Source organism: Pseudomonas sp. NPDC087697 (genome assembly GCF_044743155.1).
In the GTDB taxonomy this organism is placed as follows: Bacteria; Pseudomonadota; Gammaproteobacteria; order Pseudomonadales; family Pseudomonadaceae; genus Aquipseudomonas.
Map to the genome: position 1 here is coordinate 19,927 of NZ_JBIUVW010000004.1, position 19,463 is coordinate 39,389.

Here is a 19,463-nt window from a genome sequence, read left to right on the forward strand (position 1 = left end):
GCAAGCTCGCTCCCACAGTGGATCTTCGGTTAACACAGAAATTGTGAACACCCGATATCACCTGTGGGAGCGAGCTTGCTCGCGATGGCGTCGGTAGCGTCACCGCAAAATCAGACCTCAGGCCAAAACGCCCGAATCCCCGCCACGCCCTGTGCACCCGCTTCCCAGGCTTTCTGCTTTTCAGCAGGACCCACACCACCCAGCAGAAACACCGGTTTGCTGAAGCCTGCAATCAGCTGCGATGCCTGCTCCCAACCGAGCGGTAACGCATCCGGATGAGTCTGGGTCGGCTGAACCGGTGACAGGGTGACGAAGTCCACGCCCATCTGCTCGGCCAGGCTCAGCTCTTCAGCGTTGTGGCAGGACGCCGCCAACCAGCGCGAGGCTGGCACCGGACGCCCGGCACTGGCGTACTTACGCAGTTGCGCGGCGGTGATGTGCCAACCGGCGGCCGGGAAGTCTCCCAACCACTCGAACGGGCCCTTGAGCATCAGTTGCGCCTTGCCGGCACACAAACCCACGGCATCCACCGCCAGATCGCGGTATTGCGGGTCGTAGCCATTAGGGGCACGCAACTGGATCAGCTTGATCCCGCCGGCGATGGCTTTCTGAATACCGCGCAGCATGGCTGGAGTTTCCAGACCCTGCGGGGTGATCAGGTAGTCGCTGGGCAGACGCGCAGCCGCCACGATCGGCTGGTTGGCGGCCGGGAACTCGTAGTCGCGCAGTTCACGCGCCGTCACCCACGCCAGAGGCTGGCCTTCAGCACCATGGGGTTCGCCGGTAAACGCCGAGACCTCCCAGACATCCAGCAACACTTGCTTGTCCGGATAGTCATGCTGAACCTTGATCAATGGCCGAGCGGCACTGACCACAATGCCCAACTCTTCCTGCAGTTCGCGGGACAACGCAGTTTGCACCGCTTCACCGTCCTCGACCTTACCGCCGGGAAACTCCCACAGGCCGCCCTGATGCTGGGTATCGGCGCGGCGAGCGATGAGGATCTTGCCGCTGGCATCACGGATGACAGCCGCCGCTACATGAACTCGTTTCACCGCACTATTTCCTCTAAACCGGCTTTCTGCCAGGCCTTGAAGGCTGGCCATTGGTAAATTGCTTCGACATAGGCCGCATCAACCGCCGGCAACGCCACCTGATAGGTACGCAGGCGCACGGCAATCGGTGCGAAGAAAGCGTCCGCCAGACTCACACTACCGAACAGGAACGGGCCGGTTTCGGTTGCAACGGCACGGCATTCAGCCCACAACGCCAGCATCCGCTCGATTTCCACCTGCACTTCAGGCGGCATCGGCGACAGCGGCGCATCGTGGCTCAGGTCAAACGGCATGTTGCTGCGCATGGCAAAGAAACCGCTGTGCATCTGCGCGCACGCCGAGCGCGCCTGGGCACGGGTGGCGATGTCCTTCGGCCAAAGGTTGGCGTTCGGGAAACGCTCAACCAGGTACTCGGCGATCGCCAACGAGTCGGCAATGGTGCCGTGTTCGGTTTTCAGCAACGGGACCTTGGCGGTCGGCGAATGCTTGAGCAGGCGCTCGCGGGTGTCAGGCTGGTTCAGCTTGATCAGTTCTTCGGTGTAGGTCGCGCCAGCCAGTTCCAGCGCCAAAGCGCCGCGCAGGGACCAGGAGGAATACAGTTTGTCGCCGATGATCAGGTGGTAACTCATGTCTTGGTGCCTTCTCGTCAGGGGAACAAGCCAGAATGTCTAGCGTCTGGTCGTCCGTCTTCGCGAGCAAGCCCGCTCCCACATTTGATCCTGTCGTACACAAATACTGTGTTCACTGAAGATCTCCTGTGGGAGCGGGCTTGCTCGCGAATGGGGCGACTCGGTCTTGAACCGTGGGTTACGTGCGGTATTCGGCGTTGATCTTCACGTATTCGTGGGACAGGTCGGTGGTCCAGATGGTTTCGCTGCAATCACCGCGACCCAGCTCGATACGAATGGTGATTTCTTCGCGCTGCATCACGGCCGAACCCTGGGCTTCGGTGTAAGTCGCGGCACGGGCACCACGGCTGGCGATGCAGACCTCTCCGAGGAACACGTCGATCTTGCTCACGTCCAGGTTCGGCACACCGGCACGGCCAACGGCCGCCAGGATGCGACCCCAGTTCGGATCGGAGGCGAACAGCGCAGTCTTGATCAGTGGCGAATGCGCCACGGTGTAACCAACGTCCAGGCATTCCTGGTGATTGCCGCCGCCGTTGACTTCAACGGTGACGAACTTGGTCGCGCCTTCGCCGTCGCGAACGATAGCCTGGGCCACGTCCATGCACACCTCAAACACCGCCTGCTTCAGCGCCGCGAACAGCGGACCACCGGCGGAGGTGATTTCTGGCAGAGCAGCCTTACCGGTGGCGATCAGCATGCAGCAATCGTTGGTCGAGGTGTCGCCGTCGATGGTGATGCGGTTGAACGACTTGTTGGCACCGTCCAGCAACAGGTTCTGCAACACCTCGCGGGAAACTTTGGCATCGGTAGCGATGTAACCGAGCATGGTCGCCATGTTCGGACGAATCATGCCGGCACCTTTGCTGATACCGGTGACGGTGATGGTCACGCCTTCATGCTGGAACTGCCGGCTCGCACCCTTTGGCAGGGTGTCGGTGGTCATGATCCCGGTGGCCGCGGCCTCCCAGTTGTTCTCCGACAGATCGTCGAGGGCCGCTTGCAGTGCGCCTTCGATCTTTTCGACCGGCAGCGGTTCGCCAATCACACCAGTGGAGTACGGCAGTACCACGCTTGCGTCAACGCCAGCCAACTCAGCCAGTCTGGCGCACGTGCGCTCGGCGGCAGCCAGGCCAGGCTCACCGGTACCGGCGTTGGCGTTGCCGGTGTTGGTCAGCAGGTAACGCACCGGGCCTTGCACGCGTTGTTTGGCCAGAATCACCGGTGCTGCGCAAAACGCGTTCAATGTGAACACACCGGCGACCGTGGAACCTTCGGCGCAGCGCATGACCACGACATCTTTGCGCCCGGGGCGCTTGATGCCGGCCGAAGCGATACCGAGTTCAAAACCGGCAACCGGGTGCAACGTTGGCAAAGGACCAAGACCAACAGCCATGAAAGCGCTCCTTAAAATATTATCTGCACCGTCGTCGCCCTGTTCTTTTTAACGTGGCATCGGTGATTTAAATGGCAAAACGCCGCGACGGCTAATGCCGGTCGCGGCGCGGGTATATCAATGTCTGGCAAAAATCTTAGTTGATCTGGCCGTGACAGTGTTTGAACTTCTTGCCCGAACCGCAGTAGCAGAGCTCGTTGCGGCCCAGTTTTTGTTCGTTGCGCACCGGAGCGACAGCGAGCGCCACATCGAGCTCCTCGCCCAACATTTCCGGTTGCTCCAGACCAGGGGCTTCGGCGTGTTCAAACTGCATGCGTGCAGCCAGTGCCTCGGCTTCCTGACGCAGACGCGCCTCTTCTTCGATCGGATCTTCGCGGCGAACCTGAACATGCGACAGCACACGGATCGAGTCGCGCTTGATCGAATCCAGCAGCTCGGAGAACAGCGTGAACGACTCGCGCTTGTATTCCTGCTTCGGGTTCTTCTGAGCATAGCCACGCAAGTGGATGCCGTGACGCAGATGGTCCATGGTCGACAGGTGGTCTTTCCACAGGTCGTCCAGAACGCGCAGCACGATTTGCTTCTCGAAGGTGCGCAGCGCTTCGGCGCTCGCCTGCTCTTCTTTCTCGTTGTACGCCGCCAGCAGCTCTTGCATCAGCTTCTCGCGCAGGGTTTCTTCGTACAGGTGATCGTCATCGTCGAGCCATTGCTGGATCGGCAGTTTCACCCCGAAGTCGCTCTGCAGCGCAGCTTCCAGACCGGCAACGTCCCACTGCTCCGGCAACGATTGCGGCGGAATGTGTGCGCTGACCGTTGCGCCGAGCACGTCCTGACGGAAGTCGGCAATGGTTTCACCGATGTTGTCGGCGGCCAGCAACGTATTACGCATGTGATAGATCACTTTACGCTGTTCGTTGTTGACGTCATCGAACTCAAGCAGTTGCTTACGAATGTCGAAGTTACGACCTTCAACCTTGCGCTGAGCCTTTTCGATAGCGTTGGTCACCATGCGGTGCTCGATCGCTTCGCCAGGCTGCATGCCCAGGGCTTTCATGAAGTTCTTCACCCGGTCAGAGGCAAAGATGCGCATCAGGCTGTCTTCCAGCGACAGGTAGAAACGGCTGGAACCGGCGTCACCCTGACGACCGGCACGACCACGCAGCTGGTTGTCGATACGGCGCGATTCGTGACGCTCGGAGGCGATCACCTGCAAGCCGCCGGATTCAAGCACTTGCTGGTGACGCTTCTGCCAGTCGGCCTTGATCTGGGCGATCTGCTCAGGTGTCGGGTTTTCCAGCGAGGCCACTTCCACTTCCCAGTTGCCGCCCAACAGGATGTCGGTACCACGACCGGCCATGTTGGTGGCGATGGTCAGCGCGCCCGGACGACCGGCCTGAGCGATGATTTCGGCTTCTTTTTCGTGGAACTTGGCGTTCAGAACCTTGTGTTCGATGCCTTCCTTCACCAGCAGGCTGGACATGTGCTCGGACGTTTCGATGGTGGCGGTACCCACCAGAACCGGACGCCCCTGAGCCATGCTTTCCTTGATGTCCGCCACGATCGCCGCATACTTCTCTTCGGCGGTGAGGAACACCAGGTCGTTGTAGTCTTTACGTGCCAGCGGTTTGTTCGGTGGAATGACCATCACCGCCAGACCGTAGATCTGGTGGAATTCGAACGCTTCGGTGTCCGCCGTACCGGTCATGCCGGACAGCTTGTTGTAGAGACGGAAGTAGTTCTGGAACGTGGTCGAAGCCAGGGTCTGGCTTTCGGCCTGAATGTTCAGGTTTTCCTTGGCTTCGATGGCCTGGTGCAAACCTTCGGACAGACGGCGACCTGGCATGGTACGACCGGTGTGTTCGTCGACCAGGACGACCTGACCGTCCTGGACGATGTATTCAACGTTGCGATTGAACAGCTTGTGCGCACGCAGACCGGCATAAACGTGGGTCAGCAGGCCCAGGTTGTGCGACGAGTACAGGCTCTCGCCTTCGGCCAGCAGGCCAATGCGGGTCAGAACGTCTTCGATGTACTGGTGACCGGCTTCGTTGAGTTCGACCTGACGGGTCTTCTCGTCGACGGTGAAGTGACCGGCCTTGGTGACGACACCTTCCACTTCTTCGACATGCAGCTCAAGTTGCGGGATCAGTTTGTTGATCTCGATGTAGAGCTTGGAGCTGTCTTCGGCCTGACCAGAGATGATCAGTGGGGTACGGGCTTCGTCGATCAGGATCGAGTCGACTTCGTCGATCACGGCAAAATTGAGTTCGCGCTGGAATTTTTCTTCCATGCTGAACGCCATGTTGTCGCGCAGGTAGTCGAAACCGAATTCGTTGTTGGTGCCGTAGGTGATGTCGGCGGCGTAGGCCGCACGCTTCTCTTCCGGCGGTTGGAACGGCGTAACCACGCCGACCGTCATGCCGAGGAATTCGTAGAGCGGACGCATCCAGTTGGCGTCACGACGAGCCAGGTAGTCGTTCACGGTGACAACGTGCACGCCATTGCCGGACAACGCGTTCAGGTAAACCGCCAGTGTTGCCACCAGGGTCTTGCCTTCACCGGTACGCATTTCGGCAATCATGCCTTCATGCAAGGTCATGCCGCCGATCAACTGGACGTCGAAGTGGCGCATACCCATAACCCGCTTGCCGGCTTCGCGGGCAACCGCAAAGGCTTCAGGCAGCAGTTTGTCGAGGGTTTCACCTTTGGCGATGCGGGCCTTGAACTCATCAGTCTTGGCGCGCAGCTGATCGTCCGAAAGGGCCACCATTTGCTCTTCGAAGGCATTGACGATCTGTACCGTCTTGAGCATGCGTTTGACTTCACGCTCGTTCTTGCTTCCAAAAAGTTTCTTTAACAAAGGCGCAAACATATCGGCAGGATCTTCCACACAAAGGGATGGAGGGCGGCCCCGTGAGTCGCCCGTGCAGCCCTCATGGCCGCATGCGAACGAGCATTCTACCCGGAAACGATGGTGAGGAAAGTGGCGTTATTCCACGATGCATGCACAGCGCTGTTACGGGGCTCACTTAAAATAGGGGCTTTTTGCTGAACTTCAAGCCATTCACGGCATAAGTTACTCATTGATTTAATGAGTAAAGCGGTCACAAAGCAATGGGTCAGGTGCATCAAGTGCTTTCTGCTACCATGGCGGCTCTGTTACTTCAGGTGTCCCTTCATGGCATTTCGCCCTCTTACGGCCAGAGCACCCGCCGTTCTGCTTCGCGAAGCCAAACCGTTAAAAGCCATTTTCGGTCACGCACAACGCCTGGGTCATTTACAGCGCTTGCTGGAAAGCCAGTTGCAGCCGGCCGCCCGTGAACATTGTCACGTGGCGTCGTGGCGCGAAGGCAGTTTGTTGCTGATTGTCACCGATGGTCATTGGGCAACCCGCCTGCGTTACCAGCAAAAGCGTCTGCAACGGCAGTTACAGCTGTTCGACGAATTCGCCAGCCTGACGCGAATTCTGTTCAAGGTTCAACCACCAACCGTTCAGCAAGGGGCCGTTGGCCACACCATGGATCTGTCGAGCGATGCGGCGGCGACCATTCAAGCCACCGCCGATGGCATCAGCGATCCGAAATTGCGGGCGGCGCTCGAACGCCTGGCGGCTCACGCCAAACCGAAGACCTAGAAGCAGATCAAAAGATCGCAGCCTGCGGCAGCTCCTACACCCACCCATGTAGGAGCTGCCGAAGGCTGCGATCTTTCGCGTTTATCGACGACCGCCTGTCGCATCGCCGATTTCAAGGCCTGCCCTGCCGCAGCCCCCGTAGACTCGCCGGGCTTGTCGGTGAGTCAGGCATTTGGTCGCCCATGCTTAAGCTTTAGTCCTGCGCAGCCGATAGATATAAGCGAGAGACCAGACTGAAAATCAGGTCCGATAATTCCCTAAGGACAGATGGAAATATCAGCTTATGTGCAACAGCGCCCATTTTGTGCGCGCTTTTCAACGCAACGCGCCCCAACAAATATGACCTTAGCGGACACCTCAAGCCATGAACAAAAATCTGCGCTTCAGCCACAAAATCCTGCTTGCCGCCGCCCTCATCGTCATTGCCGCCTTCGCTTCGTTCACGCTGTATAACGACTATTTACAGCGCAACGCGATTCGCCAGGACCTGGACAATTACCTGCATGAGATGGGCGATGTCACTTCCTCCAACATCCAGTCCTGGCTCGCCGGGCGGATTCTCATGGTGGAAAACCTGGCCCAGAACATCGCTCTCAACCCCGAACACACCAACGTTGCCAACCTGCTTGAGCAGAATGCCCTGGCGTCGACCTTCATGGCCAGGTACCTGGGCGATGCCAGCGGTACCTTCATTAACCGTCCGGACTCCAAGATGCCGGACGGCTACGACCCCAGGGTTCGCCCCTGGTACAAGGGCGCCGAAAACAGCAGCACCGCAACCCTGACCGAACCCTATATAGACGCGGCAACCGGCCAGACCATCATCTCCATCGCCACCGCCTCGAAAAAAGCCGGGCAAAGTGTTGGCGTGGTAGGCGGCGACTTGAGCCTGCAAACCCTGATCGACACCCTGACCGCGCGTGACTTCGGCGGCATGGGCTATGCCTTCCTGGTCAGTGCCGACGGCAAGATCCTGGTCCATCCGGACAAAGCCTTGGTGATGAAATCCCTCAGCGAGGTTTACCCGAAGAACACCCCGCGCATCAGCGGCGGCACGAGTGAAGTCGAGGTCGACGGCAAAACCCGCATCGTCACCTTCACGCCGATCAAAGGTCTGCCATCGGTCAACTGGTACGTCGGTCTGTCGGTGGACAAAGACAAAGCCTTCGCGATGCTCAGCGATTTCCGTACCTCGGCGATCATCGCCACAGTGATCGCCGTGGCAATCATCATCGCCTTGCTTGGCATGCTGATCCGCATCCTGATCCAGCCGCTGCACGTCATGACCCGCGCCATGCAGGACATTGCCGACGGTGAAGGCGATCTGACTCGCCGTCTGACCATCCAGAGTCAGGACGAATTCGGCATCCTGGGCAGTGCTTTCAACCGCTTTGTCGAGCGTATCCATGGTTCGATCCGCGAAGTGTCGTCGGCGACCGAGCACGTCAACGAAGTTGCACTGCGGGTCGTCAGCGCATCGAACTCGTCGATGCTCAACTCCGACGAACAATCGAGCCGGACCAACAGTGTGGCGGCCGCGATCAATCAACTGGGTGCTGCTGCTCAGGAGATCGCCCGTAACGCGGCGCAGGCCTCTCACCAGGCCAGCGATGCCCGTAGCCTGGCCGAAGACGGCCAGCAAGTGGTCGACCGCAGCATCGCGGCGATGAATAAGCTGTCGAGCATGCTCAGCGCCTCCAGCACCAACATCGAGTCGCTGAACAGCAAGACCGTGAACATCGGGCAGATTCTCGAAGTGATCACCAGCATCTCTCAGCAAACCAACCTGCTGGCGCTCAACGCGGCGATTGAAGCGGCACGGGCCGGTGAGGCCGGTCGAGGTTTTGCCGTGGTTGCCGACGAGGTCCGCAACCTGGCGCATCGCACTCAGGAGTCGGCGCAGCAAGTGCAAACCATGATCGAGGAGCTGCAAGTCGGCGCCCGCGAGTCGGTCAGCACCATGAGCGATAGCCAGCGTCACAGCCAGGACAGCGTGGAGATCGCCAACCTCGCGGGTGAGCGCCTGAACAGCGTGACATTGCGCATCGGCGAGATCGACGGCATGAACCAGTCGGTGGCCACCGCCACCGAGGAACAAACCGCCGTGGTGGAATCGATCAACGTCGATATCACCGAGATCAACACCCTGAATCAGGAAGGCGTGGAAAACCTGCAATCGACGCTGCGCGCCTGTTCCGACCTGGAGCAGCAAGCGGCGCGGTTGAAGCAGCTTGTAGGCAGTTTCCGGATTTAACGCGCTTTAGGCTTTCTTCACCGGTAAGTTCGCGCCTACAGCTGTAGGTGCGGACTCTTCCTGCAATTGCTCCCAGAGCTCAGCTGCGCCTGGAAACTCGGTGCCATCTTCGGCACTCAGGTCATCCGGGTCGTATCGACTCAAGCACCCTTCCCCCAAGGTCGCGGGCGCTTTGGATGTTGCTTTATCCAGTGGATCAGCCATTTCCCCCACCTCACAAGACCGCAGATCGTTCCCACGCTCCCGCGTGGGAACGATCATCACCCGGCAATCAGAACACGACGGTTTTGTTGCCATGCACCAGCACGCGGTCTTCCAGGTGATAGCGCAGGCCGCGGGCCAGTACCATCTTCTCGACGTCACGGCCGAAACGCACCATGTCTTCGATACTGTCGCTGTGGCTGACGCGCACCACGTCCTGCTCGATGATCGGACCGGCGTCCAGCTCTTCGGTCACGTAGTGGCAGGTCGCGCCGATCAGTTTCACGCCACGCATCGACGCCTGGTGATACGGCTTGGCACCGACGAACGATGGCAGGAAGCTGTGGTGAATGTTGATGACCTTGTGGGCGTACTCGGTGCACAACGCAGGCGGCAGGATCTGCATGTAACGCGCCAGCACCACCACTTCGGCGTCGTGATGTTTGACCAGGCGCGAGACTTCGGCAAATGCCGGCTCTTTGTTCTGCGGGTCCACCGGCACGTGGTAATAAGGAATGCCGTGCCACTCGACCATGCTGCGCAGGTCGTCATGGTTGGAAATCACGCAGGAGATTTCGCAGTCCAGCTCGTCGCTGTGCCAGCGGTGCAGCAAGTCGGCCAGGCAGTGGGACTCGCGGCTGGCCATCAGTACAACGCGCTTTTTCTGCGCGGTGTCGGTGATACGCCAGTTCATCGAGAACTCTTCGGCGATCGGCGCGAACGCCTCACGAAACGCCTCAAGACCGAAGGGCAGCGAATCGGCACGAATTTCGTGACGCATGAAAAACCAGCCACTGAGATTGTCCGAGTGATGGCTCGCTTCAGTGATCCAGCCATTATGTGACGCCAGAAAGTTACTGACTTTAGCAACGATACCGACGCGGTCCGGGCAAGCAATCACTAGCCGAAAAGTGCGCATGGGGGGAAAACTCCAGAACTTCGCAAAGGCCGCCATTCTAGCGATTGTGCAGCAAAACTGCAGTATTCCTGACACCCTGCCCAGCTTCGCCATGCCGAATGGCTGTGCCCGAACGCACAACAATGTTCTTGAGAAAAATACGCAAGCAGGCTTTTGTGAGTATCTGTGATGAAACCCTGACAAGTTTTAACAGTGAATGCGGCTTTTTCGCTAAACACTCTAATTAAATTAAATAAAAGCCGGCTTAAATGTTTACTTGATGAAACACCCTGACTATTATTGCGCCACTGTACCCTGTCATCCAGCGCCTAACATAAGGTAGTCCTCATGTCCTTGATCAACGAATACCGCGCCACCGAAGAAGCTATCAAAGAGCTGCAAGCCCGTTTGAAGAACCTGTCCCAAGACGACAAACTGCAAACCGAGCTGGAATTCGAAGGCAAACTGCGTACCCTGATGGGCGAATACTCCAAGTCCCTGCGCGACATCATCGTCATATTGGATCCAACCTCCAAAGTTAAAGCACCGCGCGGCGCAGAAAAAACCACCGGCACCAAGCGTGCTCGCAAGGTTAAACAATACAAAAACCCGCACAACGGCGAAGTCATCGAAACCAAAGGTGGCAACCACAAAACTCTGAAAGAGTGGAAAGCCAAGTGGGGCGGTGACGTGGTTGAAGGCTGGGCTACCCTGCTGGGCTAAGCCGCAACCCGCTTCGCAGGTTCATTTGCGAACACCAGAAAACGCCAGCATCCGCTGGCGTTTTTTTATGTCCGGCATTCGGGCATTTGTACAGAATATTTCAAAGGCCCAAACGTTTGCGTAATGAATCGGCATATTCACGCCACTCATCCAGTACCTGCAGCTGAATCGTTGTAGCACTAAGCGACCATTGCGCCGTCGCCTCATTAAACCCCTGCAAGGTATTGGGCGCCCCCCATCGAGCGTCTGACAAACGTTGCTGACAGAATAATCTCCAGCGTTCGTGCTCCTTGTCATTCAACGTGTCGGGAAAGTTACGTGCGCGATAACGAAATAATAATTCCGGCAGACGTTCATCATCGAACGGCCATTGCTCTTGCGCTAATTGCATTGGGTCAGCCGCTCTGACTTGTTCACATAAACGCCGATCGCGGTCGCCAATGAAGCCGTCGTATAACTGTTGCTCAGGGTCTTCACTCGGCGTGAAATCCTCACTGGCATAAATTGCCAGAACTTTATCTCGCCACACTTCTTGTGCGTCAGTTAGCCGCAGCGCCCGTGTCTGATACAACGCCATGTCCAGTTGCAGCCGTTGCTGGTCTTCGGCGCGTAACACCGACAACGGTGCCACCACTGGACAACGGTTGACGTGAATCAATTTGAGCGGCACCGGTAATTCGCCTTCGGCCAGTTCCTCACGGCGGGTATACAACCGCTGACGCAAGGCTTCGGCGTCCAGGTCAAGTAGCCCCTGTGGGTCGAGATGCAGGTCGCAGACAATCAATGCATTGCGATTGCGCGGGTGCCAGGCCAACGGCAGGACCACACCCACATAACTGCGGGCGGCCGAGAAACGCCCGGAGATATGCACCATCGGTTGCAGCAGACGGATTTGATCCATGACCTTCTGCTTGCTGCGCAATTTGAACAGCCAGTCATAGAGTTTCGGCTGTTTGTCGCGGATCAACCGCGCCAGGGCAATAGTCGCGCGCACATCGGACAACGCATCGTGGGCCTGACCGTGGTCGATGCCATTGGCAGCGGTCAGGCGTTCGAGTTTCAACGTGACGCGGCCGTCCTCCTCGGGCCAGACGAAACCGTCCGGGCGCAGCGCATACGCCGCACGCACCACATCGATCAAATCCCAGCGACTGTTGCCGCCCTGCCACTCCCGCGCATACGGGTCGAAGAAATTCCGGTACAGGCTGTAACGGGTCATTTCATCGTCGAAGCGCAAGGTGTTGTAACCGGCACCACAGGTTCCGGGGGCCGCGAGCTGCGCATGAACCCGAGTCATGAAGTCGGCCTCACTCAGGCCTTGTTCTGCCAGGCGGCCGGGAGTGATGCCGGTAATCACGCACGCCGCCGGGTGAGGCAGGATGTCGTCGCTCGGCTGGCAGTAAAGATTGACCGGGTCGTCGATCTCGTTGAGGTCGAAGTCGGTGCGAATGCCGGCCACTTGCAGCGGGCGGTCGCAGCGCGGTGTGATGCCAGTGGTTTCGTAGTCGTACCAGAAGATGGAGGTCACGGGTTGTTCCTGAACTTGAGACGGGCGAAGTCTAGGCGCTCAAGCGCGGCGCCGACCAGCAATCTTGCTATTCAAGCATTTCTCGTTGATACCTTGTCATACATAGTTATGTCGTTTGCGCTGCGAAGGCTGCTAGCATCGAATCGGTATTGAATTCCGACCAGGCCACATCACCAGGTTGATCATGCGCAAGAATTTGGCACTGCCAAGGAAAGCAACGCTGCCCCCGCCACTGGACACGCGGTATCAGGTTGAAACGCCGGAAGGCATCGATCTGCCTCTGCGACCTGCCGGGTTGATGCCCCGTGTACTGGCATTTGCCGTCGACCTTGGGGTACGCGGGCTGGTGCTGGGCCTGCTGTTTATTGTCCTGGCCTTTCTGGGGAAGCTCGGCGTCGGGTTGGGTTCGGTGCTGCTGTTTCTGGTCAGTTGGTGGTACATGGTGCTGTTCGAAGTCCTCAACCAGGGCTGCTCGCCCGGTAAACAGCTGATGGGGCTGCGCGTCGTGCATGACGATGGAACGCCCGTTGGCTGGTCGGCTTCGCTGATCCGCAATCTGTTGCGGTTCGTCGACATGCTGCCGTTCGGCTACGGCCTCGGTGCCATCAGCTGCCTGCAGCATCCGACCTTCAAACGGCTGGGCGATATTGCCGCCGGCACGCTGGTGATTTACCGCGAGCAACCGGTCACCCGACCACAGATTCCGCTGGCCTTGGCGCTGCCCCCACCTTTTGCGCTGACCCTCAATGAACAACGCGCGGTGCTGGGTTTCGCCGAGCGTCAGGCGGAACTCTCCAGCGAACGGGTCAATGAGCTGGCCGCCATCCTCGCCGAGCCACTTCGCGCGTCACCGTCCCACGCGGTCGCCGAACTCAATGGAATCGCTCGCGGTTTGCTGGGGCCAGCATGAAGCAGAGTCTATTCGAAAGTCGCCATCAACCCGATTGGGATCAATTTTCCCATCGACTCGATCTGCTTGAGCGCGGAAAAGCCGGCGCCAATGACTGCACCTCGTTCCCCAAGGATTACCGACGGTTGTGCCAACACCTCGCGCTGGCGCAAGAACGCGGCTATAGCAGTTATCTGATCGATCCCTTGCAACAGCTGGTACTGCGCGGGCACCAACAACTTTACCGGCATCGCAGTCGGGTCGGCGGCAATCTGCTGGCCTTTGTCCTTGCCGACTTCCCCCGACTGGTCCGTGAACAATGGCCCTTCGTGCTGGTCGCCAGCCTGCTGTTTTTCGGCTCGCTGATCGCCACGGGTCTGCTGGTGTACCTGTTCCCCGAACTGGTCTACAGCCTGGTCCCGGTCGAACAGGTTTCCGAGATGCAAAGCATGTACGACCCGGTGGCCGGTCACCTGGGGCGCGCGACGGAACGTGCCGCCAGTGATGACTGGGTGATGTTCGGTTACTACATCATGCACAACATCGGCATCGCCTTTCAGACCTTCGCCAGCGGTTTGCTGTTTGGCCTGGGTAGCGTGTTTTTCCTGTTCTTCAACGGTTTGATGATCGGTGCAGTCGCCGGCCACCTGACGCACATCGGCTACGGTGAAAACTTCTGGTCATTCGTCATCGGCCACGGCGCCTTCGAACTCAGCGCCATCGCCCTGGCCGGTGCGGCCGGTCTGCAACTGGGCTGGGCGCTGATCGCTCCCGGCCGTTTATCACGCGGTGAAGCGCTGCGCCTGGCGGCTCGCAAGAGCGTGTTGATGATCTGCGGCGTCATGCTGTTTCTACTGATTGCCGCATTTATCGAAGCCTACTGGTCATCCCGTACCGGGCCTGCGCCGCTGATCAAATACCTGGTGGGCGCCGCCCTTTGGGTGATGGTGGCGATTTACCTGATAGTTGCCGGACGCACACGCCATGCGCCTGAGTGACGCCAGCGTGGTCATTCGCCCTCGTACCACCTGGGAAGCCATGGACCTCGGCGTTCTGCTGAGTCAGCAACATCGCCGCCTGTTGGTGACCAGTTGGGCGATCGTCACGCTGCCGGTTTTTGCCCTGCTGTGCCTGTTGCTGTGGGACTCGCCCTCGATTGCCGTGCTGCTGTTCTGGTGGTTGAAACCGGCCTTCGAACGGCTACCGCTGTACATCCTCTCCAGCGCCCTGTTCGGCGAAACCCCGACCTTGAAACAGGCCCTGCGCCAATGGCCACGCCTGCTCAAACCGCAATTACTGGCCAGCTTGACCTGGCGCCGCTTTGGCCTGAGCCGCAGTTTCATCATGCCGGTCGTGCAGCTTGAAGGGCTTAGCGGCTTGGCCCGCCAACAGCGCCTGGCCGTGCTGCAACAACGCGATGCTGGCGCCGCACGCTGGCTGACGCTGATCGGCGCCCATCTGGAAGTTGCCTTGTGGATCGGTCTGATGGTGCTGTCCTATCTCTTGCTGCCAGCGCAAATCGAACTGAGTTGGGACTGGCAAACGCTGATCGCCACCACGGAGCAAGACTGGCTCTGGCTGGACCACCTGATCAATGCGCTTTACGCGCTGATCCTGATCGTTTGGGAACCGATCTATGTCGCCTGCGGTTTCAGCTTGTACCTGAACCGTCGCACCCGGCTCGAAGCCTGGGATATCGAACTGATGTTCCGCCGCTTGCGCCAGCGCCTGAGTAGCGTCGCTGCCAGTCTGCTGATGGTCGGTCTGCTGTGGTTGCCTACCGCGCTACCACTCTGGGCCGCCGAACCCGCCGAACCCGCCGACGCACCGGCCAGCCCGCGCCTGCTCCAGCAACCGCTGACCAGTCAGGCCGCCAGCAACAGCATCAAAGCCATACTCGACACACCACCGTTCAAGAACCCGCAGACCGTCACTCATTATCGCTTCGGTGAGGAAAAGCCCGATCAACCCGCCAACACTGAAACTCCGGGATGGCTCAAAGCGTTTTTCGCATTGTTCGACAGTCAGCGCTTCGCCAGCCTGGCGCGGGCCATTGAGGTGCTGCTGTGGGCGTGCGTCATCGGCGCCATCACTTTGCTGATCTGGCGCTACCGCGATTGGCTGCGGACCTTTGTCAGTCGCCAACCAAAATCACGCACCACGCCCGCACATCCAGCACCGCCGCAATTGTTTGGCCTTGATCTCAGCCGCGAAACCCTGCCAGACGATATCGCCGCCAGTGTCGAAAACCTCTGGCTGACCCAGCCTCGTGAAGCCCTCGGCTTACTCTATCGAGCATTACTCAGCCGTTTGCTGCACGACTTCAATCTCCCACTCAAAGCCGCCGACACCGAAGGTCAAGTGCTGGAGCGCGTCCAGCAGTTGCAACAACCGGCCCTGCAAGCCTTCAGCAACACATTGACCGTGCACTGGCAGAACACGGCCTACGGGCATCGCCTGCCACCGGCGCATCTGCAACAGGAATTGTGTGATGGCTGGCGAGCGCTGTTCGGTCCGGGAGCAGCGCGTTGAGTCGGCGGCGCCTGATCCTTGGCCTGCTGATCGCCGGGCTGCTCGGTGCATTGGGCGTTTATCTGTATCAGCAGGCCATTCCCTATCAGGAAGTCATCGACCACGGCCCTTCCCCCGAAGCCCGAGCCAACCCATATCTGGCGGCTGAACACTTTTTGCGTCAACAAGGGCTGACCGTCACTCACGCCAATAGCCTGGACATCCTGCCGTTGCTGGAGCCGCGTCAGCACAGCCTGTTACTGCTCGGCGATCGTGCCAACATGACCCCGCGCCAGGCCGATCAGGTGCTGAACTGGACCCGCGCGGGTGGACGTTTGCTGTTTGTGGCCGAAGCCTTGTGGGATGAAAAAACCGGCAAGAGTGGCGACCTGCTGCTCGACCAGGTGCAACTGCATCAATCCATGAGTAAAGACCTCAGCAACCCACCACCCGATGCCGAGGCTGACCCTTACCCAAACCTGACCAAACTCTATCTCGAAAACGAAGACGCCCCGGCCTACGCCAGCTTCGACCCGCAGTTTCACCTCGAAGACCCGAAAAATCTCGCCCAGTCCTGGGCCAACAGCGCCTTGGCCACCCACATGATGCAGCTCAGCTACGGCCTGGGTTCCATCACGGTGGTCACCGACGCCGATCTGTGGAAGAACCCGAACATCAGCCAATACGACAATGCCTGGCTGCTCTGGTACCTGTATTCGGATACGGGCGTGACCCTGCTCTTCAACATTGATCACGACAACCTGCTGACCTTGCTGCTGCGTTATTTCCCTCAGGCACTGGTCGCGCTCGCCGCGTTGATGGGCCTGTGGATCTGGCATGTCGGGTTACGTCAGGGGCCATTGCAGGCACCAGCGCCCAAAGCCCGCCGACAACTTCAAGAGCATTTGCGCGCCAGCGCCGACTTCATGTTGCGGCGCAGCGGTCAGCACACCTTGCTGCTTGGCCTGCAACACGACGTGCTGCGCCGCGCCCGACACCGTCACCCAGGCTTCGAACACCTCGGCGTTGCCGAACAATGGCAGGTGCTCGCACGCCTGACCGGTCAACCGACCCGCGCCATCAGCCAGGCACTCAGCCCGCGGCCCAAACAGCGGCTCTCCAGCGCCGACTTCAGCCGTCAGGTCGCCCACCTGCAAACTCTCAGGAATGCCTTATGAATGAACCCATCGAGCCCACCGGCCAGACCCACGCCGCCCAACAGCGCCAGCGCGCCAGCCAACTGGCGCAAGCCGTGCGCCTTGAGTTGCAAAAGGCCGTCATCGGCCAGGACACGGTGATCGACGATGTGCTCACCGCGCTGATTGCCGGCGGCCATGTGCTGCTCGAGGGTGTTCCGGGGCTGGGCAAAACCTTGCTGGTGCGCGCCCTCGCCCGTTGCTTCGGTGGCGAGTTTGCACGTATTCAATTCACCCCGGACCTGATGCCCAGCGACGTCACCGGGCATGCGGTGTACGACCTGCAAACCGAGCAGTTCAAACTGCGCAAAGGCCCGCTGTTCACCAATTTGCTGCTGGCTGACGAAATCAACCGTGCGCCGGCTAAAACCCAGGCCGCGTTGCTCGAAGCCATGCAGGAGCGCCAGGTCACCCTTGAAGGCCGCGCCCTGCCGATTGCGCAACCGTTCATGGTGCTGGCGACGCAAAACCCGATCGAACAGGAAGGTACTTACCCCCTGCCTGAAGCCGAACTCGACCGTTTCATGCTCAAGGTGCGCATGGACTATCCCGACGCCGATCAGGAGCTGAACATGGTCCGTCAGGTCAGCCGCTCGACCCGCGCCGACATGCTCGACGTGCAACCGCTGCGCACCGTCCTGCAAGCCAAGGATGTACTGGCCTTGCAACGGATCGCCAGCGACTTGCCGCTGGATGAACAGGTGCTGGAATACGCGGTACGCCTGGCCCGCACCACCCGCAGCTGGCCCGGCCTGACCCTCGGCGCCGGCCCACGAGCCAGCATTGCGCTGGTGCGGGTAGCCCGGGCACGGGCGCTGCTGCGCGGTGGCGAGTTCGTGATTCCGGACGACATCAAAGGCTGCGCACTGGCCGTGCTGCGCCATCGCGTGCGGATCGCCCCGGAGCTGGACATCGAAGGGCTGGAGGTCGATCAAGTGCTCCAGCAATTGCTCGATCAGGTTCCGGCGCCAAGAGTGTGAGCAACGCGATATCGATGACACCCAACCCTGTGGCGAGGGAGCTTGCTCCCGCTCGAGCGCGAAGCGGTCGCAATCAAGCTGATGCGCAATGCCAGAAAAATCACCGTGACCGGTTTCAGGACTGCTGCGCAGTCCAGCGGGAGCAAGCTCCCTCGCCACAATTCATATGCCTTGCAGATAGGTGGGTAGCCCTGTGACAAGAAACCCCATGCCATGAAACCCACCCGCCTCTTGCTGATCTGGCTCGTAGCCCTGCTGGGCCTGAGCATCGTACTCGGCATATTCCGGGCACTGGGCGTCAGTGTTGCGCCGAGCCTGCTGTCGATCAACTGGGGGTTGCTGTTGGCGCTATCGGTACTGACGCTACTCGATGCCGTTCGGCTGATGCGCCGGCCTTCGCCCAGGGTGCATCGGCAGATGCCCGGCAGCCTTGCGCTTGGGCGCTGGGGAGAAGTCTATGTGGAGATTGCGCACGACTATTCGCAGCCACTGAAAGTGCAACTGTTCGACCACGTCCCCGACGGCCTGAGCTTCGAACACCTGCCGCAATCGGTCGATCTGCAACCCGGCCAACATAGCCAGCTCAGCTACCGTCTGCGCCCTCTGCGACGTGGTCACTTCAGCTTCGATCGCTGCGAAATCAACCTGCCCAGTCCATTCAGATTATGGTCCGGCCGGCGCTACCTGAATGTCACTGACAGCACCCGCGTCTACCCGGATTTCGCTCGCCTGTACGGCGCGCAATTACTGGCCGTCGACAACTGGCTCAGCCAGCTCGGCGTGCGCCAGCGGCAACGTCGTGGGTTGGGTCTGGAGTTTCATCAGCTGCGTGAATTCCGCGAAGGCGACAGCCTGCGCCAGATCGACTGGAAAGCCACCGCCCGCCAACGCACACCGATTGCCCGCGAGTACCAGGACGAACGCGACCAGCAGATCATCTTCCTGCTCGACTGCGGCCGCCGGATGCGCAGCCAGGACGGTGAACTGGCGCATTTCGACCATGCGCTCAATGCCTGCCTGCTGCTCAGCTATGTGGCGTTACGTCAGGGTGATGCGGTGGGCCTCTGCACCTTTGCGGGCGATCAACAACGCTACCTCGCCCCGGTCAAAGGCAGCGGCCAGCTCAACGTGTTGCTCAACACTGTCTATGACCTCGACAGTAGCCAGCGCCCGGCCGACTATCAGGCCGCCGTCAGTCAACTGCTGGCCCGGCAAAAACGTCGGGCGCTGGTGGTGCTGGTGACCAACCTGCGCGATGAAGATGACGAAGAATTGCTGAGTGCGGTCAAACGCATTGGTAAACAACACCGGGTGCTGGTGGCGAGTTTGCGCGAAGAGGTGCTCGACACAGTGCGGCAAACCCCGGTGCAAACCCTGAACGAAGCCCTCGCCTATTGCGGCACGGTGGACTACTTGAACGCCAGGGCCGAACTCCATGAGCGGTTGAGTGCTCATGGAGTGCCGGTGCTGGATGTGCGGCCGAGTGAACTGGGTTCGGCATTGGTGACGCGGTATTTGGCCTGGAAAAAAGCGGGTGCAATTTAGTTGCCAGTACCACAGCAGGAAATT

General features: G+C 59.5%; 16 protein-coding genes. 9 read left to right on the plus strand and 7 right to left on the minus strand.

Annotated features, from left to right (window positions below; genetic code table 11):
- Positions 1 to 110: 110 nt before the first annotated feature.
- From ACIPIN_RS04600 to secA, 4 genes are all read right to left on the minus strand, one after another.
- Positions 111 to 1,055 (minus strand): Nudix family hydrolase, encoded by a 945-nt coding sequence (locus ACIPIN_RS04600; protein WP_401115903.1) that lies wholly within the window; start codon positions 1,053 to 1,055, stop codon positions 111 to 113.
- The gene (locus tag ACIPIN_RS04605; RefSeq protein ID WP_401115905.1) at positions 1,052 to 1,684 is read right to left on the minus strand and encodes a glutathione S-transferase family protein; all 633 of its coding nucleotides are present in this window, start codon (positions 1,682 to 1,684) and stop codon (positions 1,052 to 1,054) included. Before ACIPIN_RS04605 ends, ACIPIN_RS04600 begins: the two co-directional genes overlap by 4 nt.
- Positions 1,685 to 1,862: 178 nt before the next feature.
- Positions 1,863 to 3,080 carry a bifunctional glutamate N-acetyltransferase/amino-acid acetyltransferase ArgJ gene (argJ, locus tag ACIPIN_RS04610; RefSeq protein WP_401115908.1) on the minus strand — a complete coding sequence of 406 codons (1,218 nt, stop codon included), beginning with the start codon at positions 3,078 to 3,080 and terminating at the stop codon, positions 1,863 to 1,865.
- A gap of 136 nt (positions 3,081 to 3,216) precedes the next feature.
- A complete protein-coding gene (gene secA / locus ACIPIN_RS04615) occupies positions 3,217 to 5,952 on the minus strand; it encodes a preprotein translocase subunit SecA (RefSeq protein ID WP_401115911.1) in 2,736 nt (911 codons plus the stop codon).
- Positions 5,953 to 6,258: 306 nt separating this feature from the next.
- Here secA and ACIPIN_RS04620 point away from each other — a divergent pair, with 306 nt between their 5' ends.
- Both ACIPIN_RS04620 and ACIPIN_RS04625 read left to right on the plus strand, forming a co-directional pair.
- Positions 6,259 to 6,714, plus strand: coding sequence for a DUF721 domain-containing protein (locus tag ACIPIN_RS04620; RefSeq protein WP_401115914.1), 456 nt, complete (start codon positions 6,259 to 6,261; stop codon positions 6,712 to 6,714).
- A 364-nt stretch (positions 6,715 to 7,078) separates the two neighbouring features.
- A complete protein-coding gene (locus ACIPIN_RS04625; protein ID WP_401115917.1) occupies positions 7,079 to 8,968 on the plus strand; it encodes a methyl-accepting chemotaxis protein in 1,890 nt (629 codons plus the stop codon).
- A gap of 6 nt (positions 8,969 to 8,974) precedes the next feature.
- On the opposite strand, the gene ACIPIN_RS04630 is transcribed toward ACIPIN_RS04625, so the two are convergent.
- Entirely contained in the window at positions 8,975 to 9,172 is a 198-nt protein-coding gene (locus tag ACIPIN_RS04630) for a hypothetical protein (RefSeq protein ID WP_401115920.1), read from the minus strand.
- Positions 9,173 to 9,239: 67 nt separating this feature from the next.
- Positions 9,240 to 10,088, minus strand: a complete 849-nt coding sequence (purU, locus tag ACIPIN_RS04635; RefSeq protein WP_401115923.1) for a formyltetrahydrofolate deformylase — start codon at positions 10,086 to 10,088, stop codon at positions 9,240 to 9,242.
- 327 nt (positions 10,089 to 10,415) lie between these two features.
- On the opposite strand from purU, the gene mvaT reads away from it, so the two are divergent.
- Positions 10,416 to 10,790 carry a histone-like nucleoid-structuring protein MvaT gene (gene mvaT / locus ACIPIN_RS04640; protein WP_401115926.1) on the plus strand — a complete coding sequence of 125 codons (375 nt, stop codon included), beginning with the start codon at positions 10,416 to 10,418 and terminating at the stop codon, positions 10,788 to 10,790.
- A gap of 100 nt (positions 10,791 to 10,890) precedes the next feature.
- Here mvaT and sbcB read toward each other — a convergent pair whose 3' ends face one another.
- Positions 10,891 to 12,318 (minus strand): exodeoxyribonuclease I, encoded by a 1,428-nt coding sequence (sbcB, locus tag ACIPIN_RS04645; protein WP_401115929.1) that lies wholly within the window; start codon positions 12,316 to 12,318, stop codon positions 10,891 to 10,893.
- A gap of 184 nt (positions 12,319 to 12,502) precedes the next feature.
- On the opposite strand from sbcB, the gene ACIPIN_RS04650 reads away from it, so the two are divergent.
- From ACIPIN_RS04650 to ACIPIN_RS04675, 6 genes are all read left to right on the plus strand, one after another.
- Entirely contained in the window at positions 12,503 to 13,228 is a 726-nt protein-coding gene (locus ACIPIN_RS04650; protein WP_401115932.1) for an RDD family protein, read from the plus strand.
- Positions 13,225 to 14,205, plus strand: coding sequence for a stage II sporulation protein M (locus tag ACIPIN_RS04655; protein WP_401115935.1), 981 nt, complete (start codon positions 13,225 to 13,227; stop codon positions 14,203 to 14,205). Before ACIPIN_RS04650 ends, ACIPIN_RS04655 begins: the two co-directional genes overlap by 4 nt.
- Positions 14,192 to 15,739 (plus strand): DUF4129 domain-containing protein, encoded by a 1,548-nt coding sequence (locus ACIPIN_RS04660; RefSeq protein ID WP_401115938.1) that lies wholly within the window; start codon positions 14,192 to 14,194, stop codon positions 15,737 to 15,739. Before ACIPIN_RS04655 ends, ACIPIN_RS04660 begins: the two co-directional genes overlap by 14 nt.
- The gene (locus ACIPIN_RS04665; RefSeq protein ID WP_401115941.1) at positions 15,736 to 16,896 is read left to right on the plus strand and encodes a DUF4350 domain-containing protein; all 1,161 of its coding nucleotides are present in this window, start codon (positions 15,736 to 15,738) and stop codon (positions 16,894 to 16,896) included. Before ACIPIN_RS04660 ends, ACIPIN_RS04665 begins: the two co-directional genes overlap by 4 nt.
- Complete coding sequence (locus ACIPIN_RS04670) at positions 16,893 to 17,894, plus strand: AAA family ATPase (RefSeq protein ID WP_401115944.1); 1,002 nt, start codon at positions 16,893 to 16,895, stop codon at positions 17,892 to 17,894. Before ACIPIN_RS04665 ends, ACIPIN_RS04670 begins: the two co-directional genes overlap by 4 nt.
- Positions 17,895 to 18,107: 213 nt before the next feature.
- Positions 18,108 to 19,439 carry a DUF58 domain-containing protein gene (locus tag ACIPIN_RS04675; protein WP_401115947.1) on the plus strand — a complete coding sequence of 444 codons (1,332 nt, stop codon included), beginning with the start codon at positions 18,108 to 18,110 and terminating at the stop codon, positions 19,437 to 19,439.
- Positions 19,440 to 19,463: the final 24 nt, after the last annotated feature.